The organism is Hydrogenophaga sp. (assembly GCF_051007235.1).
GTDB lineage: Bacteria > Pseudomonadota > Gammaproteobacteria > Burkholderiales > Burkholderiaceae_C > Hydrogenophaga.
Genome location: NZ_JBPCSJ010000054.1, coordinates 1 through 9722 on the forward strand (window position 1 = coordinate 1; position 9722 = coordinate 9722).

Annotated in this window: 9 protein-coding genes; 7 read left to right on the plus strand and 2 right to left on the minus strand. The window is 64.8% G+C overall.

The genetic code is table 11. The features are described 5' to 3' along the window. From ACR2JA_RS01790 to ACR2JA_RS01815, 6 genes are all read left to right on the plus strand, one after another. A partial coding sequence (locus ACR2JA_RS01790; RefSeq protein WP_434007429.1) for an NADH-quinone oxidoreductase subunit L occupies positions 1-1236 on the plus strand: 1236 nt, incomplete at its 5' end. A 13-nt stretch (positions 1237-1249) separates the two neighbouring features. After that, on the plus strand, positions 1250-2725 hold the full coding sequence (locus ACR2JA_RS01795) for an NADH-quinone oxidoreductase subunit M (RefSeq protein ID WP_434007430.1): 1476 nt from the start codon (positions 1250-1252) through the stop codon (positions 2723-2725). 30 nt (positions 2726-2755) lie between these two features. Next, positions 2756-4252, plus strand: coding sequence for an NADH-quinone oxidoreductase subunit NuoN (gene nuoN / locus ACR2JA_RS01800; protein WP_434007431.1), 1497 nt, complete (start codon positions 2756-2758; stop codon positions 4250-4252). 61 nt (positions 4253-4313) lie between these two features. Beyond that, a complete protein-coding gene (locus ACR2JA_RS01805) occupies positions 4314-4616 on the plus strand; it encodes a DUF2818 family protein (protein WP_434007432.1) in 303 nt (100 codons plus the stop codon). Positions 4617-4665: 49 nt separating this feature from the next. Continuing rightward, the gene (locus ACR2JA_RS01810; protein ID WP_434007433.1) at positions 4666-5262 is read left to right on the plus strand and encodes an NUDIX domain-containing protein; all 597 of its coding nucleotides are present in this window, start codon (positions 4666-4668) and stop codon (positions 5260-5262) included. 8 nt (positions 5263-5270) lie between these two features. Then, a complete protein-coding gene (locus ACR2JA_RS01815) occupies positions 5271-5741 on the plus strand; it encodes a DUF1178 family protein (protein ID WP_434007434.1) in 471 nt (156 codons plus the stop codon). Between the two features lie 120 nt (positions 5742-5861). Here the strand turns inward: ACR2JA_RS01815 and ACR2JA_RS01820 are convergent, their stop codons facing one another. Next, positions 5862-7190, minus strand: coding sequence for a Glu/Leu/Phe/Val family dehydrogenase (locus ACR2JA_RS01820; protein ID WP_434007435.1), 1329 nt, complete (start codon positions 7188-7190; stop codon positions 5862-5864). 131 nt (positions 7191-7321) lie between these two features. Next, positions 7322-8299 (minus strand): dipeptidase, encoded by a 978-nt coding sequence (locus tag ACR2JA_RS01825; protein WP_434007436.1) that lies wholly within the window; start codon positions 8297-8299, stop codon positions 7322-7324. A gap of 195 nt (positions 8300-8494) precedes the next feature. Here ACR2JA_RS01825 and ACR2JA_RS01830 point away from each other — a divergent pair, with 195 nt between their 5' ends. Continuing rightward, positions 8495-9637: an ABC transporter substrate-binding protein gene (locus tag ACR2JA_RS01830; RefSeq protein ID WP_434007437.1), complete on the plus strand. Its 1143-nt coding sequence runs from the start codon at positions 8495-8497 to the stop codon at positions 9635-9637. Positions 9638-9722: the final 85 nt, after the last annotated feature.

The following is a 9722-nucleotide window of genomic DNA, read 5'->3' on the forward strand; positions in this document are numbered from 1 at the left end:
GCGCTGATCCACGCCGCCACCATGGTGACGGCCGGCATCTTCATGGTCAGCCGCATGTCGCCGCTGTTTGAACTGTCGGACACCGCGCTGAACTTCATCATGGTGATCGGCGCGATCACGGCCCTGTTCATGGGCTTCCTGGGCATCATCCAGAACGACATCAAGCGCGTGGTGGCCTACTCCACGCTGTCGCAGCTCGGTTACATGACGGTGGCGCTCGGTGCCTCGGCCTACTCGGTGGCGGTGTTCCACCTCATGACCCACGCCTTCTTCAAGGCCCTGCTGTTCCTCGCGGCTGGCTCGGTCATCATGGGCCTGCACCACAACCAGGACATCCGCTGGATGGGCAACGTGCGCAAGTACATGCCCATCACCTGGATCACGTCGCTGCTGGGCACACTGGCGCTGATCGGGACCCCGCTGTTCGCCGGCTTCTACTCCAAGGACGCGATCATCGAGGCGGTGCACTTCAGCAACCTGCCGGCTGCTGGTTTTGCGCACTTCGCGGTGCTGGCTGGTGTGTTCGTGACCTCGTTCTATTCGTTCCGCCTCTACTTCCTGGTGTTCCACGGCCAGGAGCGGTACGACCAGAACCCGGACGCCCACCACGGCCACGACGATCATCACGATGACCACGGCCACCATGGTGACGGCAAGCCGCATGAGTCGCCCTGGGTCGTGACCGTGCCGCTGCTGCTGCTGGCGATCCCGTCGGTGGTCATCGGGTACCTGACCATCCAGCCCATGCTGTTCGGTGATTTCCTCAAGGATGCGATCCACATCAACCTGGAACTGCACCCGGCAATGGAAACTTTCAAGGAAGAGTTCCACGGCCCGCTCGCCATGGCGCTGCACGCCTTCTCCACGGCACCGTTCTGGCTGGCCCTGGCTGGCGCCGTGTCCGCCTGGTACATGTACCTGATCAACCCGGCGGTGCCGGCCGCTTTTGCCCGTGCGCTCAAGCCGTTGATAACCGTGCTGGAGAACAAGGACTACCTCGACTGGTTCAACGAAAACGTGCTGGCCCGTGGCGCCCGCGGGCTCGGCACCGGTCTGTGGAAGGGGGGCGATCAGGGGGTGATCGAAGGCGGTGTTGTCAACGCCAGCTGGAAGCTGGTGGGTGCGGTGTCGGCCGTGGTGCGCCGTGCGCAGAGCGGTTTCCTGTACCACTACGCGCTGATGATGATCGTGGGCGTGTTGCTGTTCATGACGTACTTCGTCTGGCTCGCCAAATAAGGAGAAGAACAAGATGGGTTTGCTGAGCCTTGCGATCTGGATGCCAATTGCGTTTGGCGTCGTGCTGCTGGCCCTGGGCCGCGATGAACATGCCGGCGCCGTGCGCTGGATCGCCCTGGTGGGCGCGATCGTCTCGCTGGCCGTGACGGTGCCCCTGTATGCCCAGTTCGAACTGGGCACGGCGGCGATGCAGTTCGTCGAGAAGTCGCTCTGGATCGAGCGCTTCAACATCCACTACCACCTCGGGGTGGACGGTATTTCGCTGTGGCTGGTGCTGCTGACCGCCTTCATCACCGTGATCGTGGTGATCGCGGGCTGGGAGGTCATCACCGAGCGCGTGAACCAGTACATGGGCGCGTTCCTGATCCTCTCGGGTCTGATGATCGGTGTGTTCACCTCGCTGGACGCGATGCTTTTCTACGTGTTCTTCGAAGCCACGCTGATCCCGATGTACCTGATCATCGGCATCTGGGGCGGCCCGAACAAGATCTACGCGGCGTTCAAGTTCTTCCTTTACACACTGATGGGTTCCCTGCTGATGCTGGTCGCCCTGATCTACCTGTACGTCCAGTCCGGCGGCAGCTTCGATCTGGCCACCTGGCACAAGTTGCCGCTGCCCGGCACCGCGCAGACCCTGCTGTTCTTCGCCTTCTTCGCTGCCTTCGCGGTGAAGGTGCCGATGTGGCCGGTGCACACCTGGCTGCCCGACGTGCACGTGGAAGCCCCGACCGGTGGTTCCGCCGTGCTGGCCGCCATCATGCTCAAGCTGGGCGCCTATGGTTTCCTGCGCTTCTCGCTGCCCATCCTGCCCGACGCCTCACGTGAATGGGCCTGGCTGATCATTGGCCTTTCGCTGGTGGCGGTGATCTACGTCGGCCTGGTCGCCATGGTCCAGAAGGACATGAAGAAGCTGGTGGCCTACTCGTCGGTGGCCCACATGGGCTTCGTCACCCTGGGCTTCTTTGTCTTCAGCGACCTGGGCGTCTCCGGCGCCATCGTGCAGATGATCGCCCACGGCTTCGTCTCGGCCGCGATGTTCCTGTCCATCGGCGTGCTCTACGACCGCGTGCACTCGCGCAACATCGCCGACTACGGCGGCGTGGTCAACACCATGCCCAAGTTCGCGGCCTTCGCCCTGCTGTTCACCATGGCCAACTGCGGTCTGCCGGGTACCGCCGGTTTCGTGGGCGAGTGGATGGTGATCCTGGCCGCCGTCAAGGCCAACTTCTGGATCGGCCTGCTGGCCGCATCGGCCCTGATCTTTGGTGCCGCCTATTCGCTGTGGATGTTCAAGCGCGTTTACCTGGGCGAGCCGGGCAACCAGCACGTCAAGGAGCTCACCGACATCGGTGCGCGTGAATTCCTGGTCATGGCCCTGCTGGCCGCCGCGGTGCTCTACATGGGCGTCTACCCCAAGCCCTTCACCGACGTGATGGACGCCTCCGTGGCGGAGCTGCTGCGCCACGTGGCCGTGTCCAAACTGAACTGAGCCCCGACCTAGAGATAAGCGAGTTTTGACATGAACGACAACCTTGGCTGGGTCGTGGCCTACCCTGAAATCCTCTTGCTGGTCATGGCCTGCGTCATCGCGCTGGTCGACCTGTTCGTCAAGAGCCCACTGCGCGGTGCCACGCACGTCCTGACGCTGCTGACGCTGGCCGGTCTGGCCCTGTTGACCGGCGTGTACGCCAGTTCAGGCCAGGTGGCCGTGGGCTTTGGTGGCATGGTCATCAGCGACCCCATGGGCAACTGGCTCAAGTGCTTTGCCTCGCTGGCCCTGATGGTCACCCTGGTCTATGGCCGTGCCTATGCCGGTTCGCGCGACATGCTGCGCGGGGGTGAACTGTTTTCGCTGTCGCTGTACGCGCTGCTGGGCATGTTCATCATGATTTCCGGCCACAACCTGCTGGTGATCTACCTCGGGCTGGAGCTGCTGACGCTGTCGAGCTACGCCCTGGTGGCCTTGCGCCGCGACGACGAGCAAGCGACCGAAGCCGCCATGAAGTACTTCGTGCTGGGCGCGCTGGCCTCCGGGTTCCTGCTGTACGGCATGTCGCTGATCTACGGTGCCACCGGTACGCTTGATTTGGCCGAGGTGGTGCGCGCCATCGCTGGCGGTGAACAGACGCTGGCCGGTTCGCCTCGCGTGCTGATGCTGGGTCTGGTCTTCCTGGTGGCCGGCCTGGCTTTCAAGCTCGGTGTGGTGCCGTTCCACATGTGGGTGCCCGACGTGTACCACGGCGCCCCGACCGCGATCACGCTGATGATCGGTGGTGCCCCCAAGCTGGCCGCGTTCGCGATCGTCATCCGCCTGCTGGTGCAGGGCCTGCTGCCCATGGTGGTGGACTGGCAGCAGATGCTGGCCGTGCTGGCGGTGATGTCGCTGTTGATCGGCAACCTGGCCGCCATCGCCCAGACCAGTCTCAAACGCATGCTGGCGTTTTCGACGATTGCCCAAATGGGCTTCATGCTGCTGGGCCTGCTCGCGGGTGTGTCCGGCGGGCAGGGCGGCAACATGGCCAACGCCTACGGCTCGTCGATGTTCTACATGGTGAGCTATGTGCTGACCACCCTGGGCACCTTCGGCGTCATCATGCTGCTGTCGCGCAAGGGTTTTGAATCCGACAACATCAGCGACCTGGCCGGTCTGAACCAGCGCAGCCCGCTGTACGCGGGTGTCATGGCGGTCTGCATGTTCTCTCTGGCCGGCGTGCCGCCGCTGGTGGGCTTCTACGCCAAGCTCTCGGTATTGCAGGCGCTGCTGGCTTCGCCGCAACCCTTCTACATCGCCCTGGCTGTGTTCGCGGTGCTCATGTCGCTGATCGGCGCTTTCTACTACCTGCGCCTGGTCAAGGTGATGTACTTTGATGCGCCCACGCAAACCGCGCCCATCGAAGCCGGGGCCGACGTGCGCGCCGTGCTCTCGCTCAACGGTGCGCTGGTGCTGGGCCTGGGCATCCTGCCCGGTGGCCTGATGGCGCTGTGTGCCCAGGCGATCGCCGCGCTGATCGTCTGATTTCGCTCTCGCTGCCGCTGTTGCCGGGAACCCTGGTGCCAGCGGCGGCTCATAACCCTCCATGTCCCATACCCTGTCTGTCTGGCTGGTGATCGCAGCCGCCATCGTGGCGGCGAACCTGCCCTTCCTCAACAGCCGCTGGCTGGCGGTGATCCCGCGCCAGGGACGCAAGGCGCTGTGGATGCACGCGGCCGAGCTGCTGCTGCTGTACCTGCTGGTCGGCGCCATGGGTTTGGCGCTGGAGCAGTCGGGCGGCCAGATCTATCCGCAGGGCTGGGAGTTCTACGCCACCACCGGTGCGCTCTTCCTGACCCTGGCCTTCCCGGGTTTCGTCTACCGGTACCTGTTCCACCGGCGAGGTTGAACACCGCCGGGGCGCTGTGACGCCACCGCCCGACCCTGGGCTGTTTGACATGACAGACGACCTCCACCTGCGCGAAACGCCGGTCTCCCGCACCGAGCTGCTGAAAGGCCACTTTCTGCACGTGGTGCGCGACACGGTGCGCTTGCCCTCGGGCCATGAAGCCACGCGCGAATACGTGCTGCACCCGGGTGCGGTGATGGTCATTGGCCTGCTGGACGATGGCAGTGTGGTGATGGAGCGCCAGTTCCGCCACCCCATGCAGGCGGTGATGATCGAGTTTCCAGCGGGCAAGCTCGATGCTGGAGAAGCGAGTCTGGCCTGTGCTCAGCGCGAGCTGATCGAAGAAACCGGCTACCGCGCACGCGAATGGGCGTTTGCCGGGCGCCTGGCGCCGACCATCGCCTATTCCGACGAGATCATCGACATCTGGTTTGCCCGCGGGCTCAGCCTGGGTGAGCGCCAGCTGGACGAAGAAGAGTTCCTCGACGTTTTCACCGCCGACCCGGCCCAGCTGACTCAGTGGTGCCGCAACGGCGAAGTGATCGACTGCAAGACCCTGGTCGGCTCCATGTGGCTGAACAACGTGCTCAGCGGGGCCTGGACGCTGGACTGGTCGGGCACCATGCCCGCGGACGCGGCCCGATAATCGACAGGATGAAAGTCCTCAACCTGCAATGCGCGCACCAGCACGGCTTTGAAGGCTGGTTTGCGTCGGAAGACGATTTCACCGGGCAGTTGGCGCGCGGGCTGCTGACCTGCCCCCTGTGCGGTGATGCACAGATCCAGAAGATGCTGTCGGCACCGCGCCTGAACCTGCGTGCAGGTCGTGACGGCAACGCACCCGCAGCCTCATCGCAAGCCACCGGTGGCTTAGAAGTGGGATTGCCCGCGCCGGGCTCACGTTTACAAGTCCAGCTGCTCAAGGCCATGCGCCAGGTGCTGGCGCAGACCGAGGATGTGGGTGAGCAGTTCGCCGATCAGGCGCGCGCCATGCACCACGGCGAGATCGACCAGCGCAACATCCGCGGCCGGACCACGCCCGAGGTGGCGATGGAACTGATCGAGGAGGGCATCGAGGTGATGCCGCTGCCGGCCTTGCCTGCGCTCAAGGAAACGCTGCAGTAGGCACTTCCGCGTATCTCGTGCCAGGCCGAGGGCACCCGCGGAACCGGCTCTGCCGGGCCGCCAGGTGCCGCCCTCTTGAGGGGGTGGCGCCGAAGGCGGCGCGGGGGTGTTCGGCAGTGTTCAGGGGTACAGGCCGCGCAGGTCGCGCGCGTGCAATATGCGCTTGCAGGCCACGATGAAGGTGGCCGTGCGCAGGCTCACCTTGTTCTCTTCGGCCACCTGCCAGACGGCGGCGAACGCGCCCTTCATGATCTTGACCAGGCGTTCGTTGATCTCGTCCTCGCTCCAGAAGAAGCTGGAGAAATCCTGCACCCACTCGAAGTAGCTCACCGTCACGCCGCCGGCGTTGGCGATCACGTCGGGCAGCACCAGGACACCACGGTCGTGCAGGATGTCGTCGGCCTGTGGCGTGGTCGGGCCGTTGGCGCCTTCGATCACCATCTTGGCCTGGATGCGGCCGGCGTTGGCTTCGGTGATCTGTTGCTCCAGCGCGGCCGGGATCAGGATGTCGCACGGCACGCCCCAGAAGGCGTCGTTGTCGATGACTTCGGCGTCGGCGAAGCCGGCCACCGTGCCGGCACGGGCCACGTGGGCCAGCAGGGCCGGCACGTTCAGGCCGGCCTCTTTGTAGATCGTGCCGCCGTGGTCCTGCACGGCCACCACCTTGGCGCCGGCTTCCGCAAACAGCTTGCCGGCCACGCCGCCCACGTTGCCGAAGCCTTGCACCGCGACACGCGCCTTGCTGATGTCCATGCCGATGTGTTGGGCGGCTTCCACGCCCACGGTGAACACACCGCGGCCGGTGGCCTCACGGCGGCCGAGCGAGCCGCCCAGGTCCACCGGCTTGCCCGTGACCACACCGGTGGCTGTCGAGCCTTCGTTCATGGAGTACGTGTCCATCATCCAGGCCATGACCTGTTCGTTGGTGTTCACGTCGGGTGCGGGGATGTCTTTGGTCGGGCCGATGATGATGCCAATCTCGCTGGTGTAGCGGCGCGTGATGCGCTCGAGTTCACCGATGCTCAGCTGGCGCGGGTCGACGCGGATGCCACCCTTGGCACCGCCGTAGGGCACGTTCACCGCGGCGTTCTTGATCGACATCCAGGCCGACAGCGCCATCACTTCGGACAGCGTCACGTTCTGGTGGAAGCGCACGCCACCCTTGCCGGGGCCACGGCTCGTGTTGTGCTGCACGCGGTAGCCTTCGAAGTGGGCCACGGTACCGTCGTCCAGGTGGATCGGCACGTCCACGATCAGGGTGCGCTTGGGGCGCTTGAGGGTGTCGACCCAGCGCGCGAGGTTGCCCAGGTAGGGCGCGACGCGGTCGACCTGCTGCAGGTAGATGCCCCAGGGGCCGAGGTTGTTCGGGTCAAGGTAAGAGGGCAGGGCGGTGGTGAAGGCGGCGGGGCTGTTGGCCGCGGCGCCAGCCGGGTGCGGTGCTTGTGACATGGCGAAGGTTCCTGGTGGGTTGTCTCATCGAATCCGGGTGGGTTCGATGGGCGCGACTGTACGGACCACGGGCCTTGCCTGTCCAAGGCTGAGTTGCCATCTGGTTATGCGTTTGGTGCATAACCAGGGCATCAGGCCCTGCCCGTGCCCCAGACCTGTCGGGCCACGCGCGCCAGGTTGCCGCCGAGCACGGCCGCCACCTCGGCCTCGGTCATGCCGCTGGCGTACAAGGCGCCCGCCAGAGCCTGCCACGTCTCTACAGGGGCGTAGCGCATCTGGCTGATGCCGCGTCCGTAGCCCGCGCTGGCGGGCCACCAGAAACCGGGATCGAAGTCGCCCGGCGGATCGTCGTTCAAGCCGGGTTCGCCGAAACCGATGTCCAGCCCCAGCCCCACATGGTCGGGGCCCACAAGGTCGGCCACGTAGGTCACGTGGCGTGCGATGTCTTGCGCCGTGGGCGTCTCGGCGCCCAGGAAGCGCGACACACCCGACACACAGACCACGCCACCGGTGGCGGCGCAGGCGCGGATCTGTTCGTCGGTGATGTTGCGGCCGTGCTCGGCCAGGGCCAGCGGGTTGGCGTGGCTGAAGATCACCGGGTGGCGCGAGCAGGCCATGATGTCCAGTGTGGTCTGGCGCTCGGTGTGGGCACAGTCCATCAGCACGCCGGCATCGTTGACCGCGGCCACCATGCGCCGGCCCAGTGCCGTCAGGCCCTGCGGCGTGTCATGACAGCCACCGGCCACGGCGTTGTTGCGGTTGTAGGCAAAGTGCATCTGCCGTACCCCCAGGTCGCTGAACAAGGCCACCATGTCGGGGCGGTCCAGCAGGGGCAGTGCGCCTTCCAGATCGAACCCGATGGCCAGCAGTCCTTCAGCGCGGGCCTGTTCGATATCGTGCACGTGGCGCACCAGCCGGTAGCGATCGGGCTGCGCCTGGATGCGGGCGCGGAAACTGGCCAGCACCGGCAGGATTTGCTCCAGCGGGTTCATGTCCATGCCGACGTTCAGGCATGCGTAGTGCACGCCGGCGGCGCGGTAGCGCTCCAGCGGCTCAAATGAGGCATCGGGGTGCAGGGGCAGACAGGTGTGGGCTTCCCAGAGGAGCATGGTGCGGTCGTGTGATGGGGATAAAAGCAGGCACCGATTTTGCAAGGATTGACCGCGGTCAAGTGGTGCTGGCGTTTTCCCTCGGTGGCACCAACAAGGGTGACAGCCGTGTGACCTTTTGTCCCCATAATGCCCGTTCACCGGATGAGGGCTGCATCCTGCCGCCCTTGCCACAACCGATTCAAAGGATGACGCATGTTTGAAATGAAGAAGCTGGTCGCGGCCCTGGGCCTGTCCGCTGTGGCCATGGCCTCGCACGCGGCCGGCACCCTGATCTACTGTTCCGAAGGCAGCCCGGAAGGCTTCGACACCGCGCAGTACACCACGGGCACCACGTTCGACGCCGCCGGCCACGCCCTGTTCAACCGCCTGACCCAGTTCAAGAAGGGCGGCACCGATGTCGAGCCCAGCCTGGCCCAGTCCTGGACCATTTCCGCCGACGGCCTGACCTACACCTTCAAACTGCGTCCCGGCGTCAAGTTCCACACCACCGAGTACTTCAAGCCCGGCCGCACCCTGACCGCCGATGATGTGATCTTCACCATCGAGCGCATGGTCAAGAAGGACCACCCGTTCAACAAGGCCTATCCGGCGCAGTTCCCTTACGCATCGGACGTCGGTCTGGAAGAGAACACCGAATCGGTCACCAAGACCGATCCGCTGACCGTGGTGGTCAAGCTCAAGAAGCCCGATCCGGACCTGCTGGTCAAGCTGGCCATGCCGTTCGCTTCGGTGCTGTCCAAGGAGTACGCCGACAAGCTGGTCGCCGAAGGCAAGGCCAGCATGATCAACCAGCAGCCTGTCGGCACCGGCCCCTTCGTGCTGCGCCGCTACGAAAAGGACGCCCAGATCCGCTACGTGAAGAACAAGGACTACTGGAACGCCAAGGGCGTGCTGGTGGACAACCTGATCTTCGCCATCACCACCGACGCTTCGGTGCGCTTCCAGAAGCTCAAGGCCGGCGAGTGCCACATCATGTCCTTCCCCAAGCCGCAGGACATCGCGGCCATGAAGACCGACCCGAACCTGAAGGTGGATTCGGCCCCGGGCTTCAACATCGGCTACCTCTCGTACAACACCGAGAAGGCCCCGATGAACAAGGTTGAAGTGCGCCAGGCGCTGGACATGGCGATCAACCGCAAGGCCATCATCGATGCCGTGTACCAGGGCCAGGGCCAAGAGGCTTCCAACCCGTTCCCGGCCTCGCTGTGGTCTTACAACAAGAGCCTGAAGAACGCCGCCTACAGCCCCGAGAAGGCCAAGGAACTGCTGAAGAAGGCCGGCGTGGCCGAGGGCACCGAGATCACCCTGTGGGCCATGCCGGTGCAGCGCCCCTAGAACCCCAACGCCAAGCTGATGTCCGAAATGTTCCAGGGCGACTGGGCCTAGGTGGGCATCAAGGCCATGTTCACGCAGTACGAGT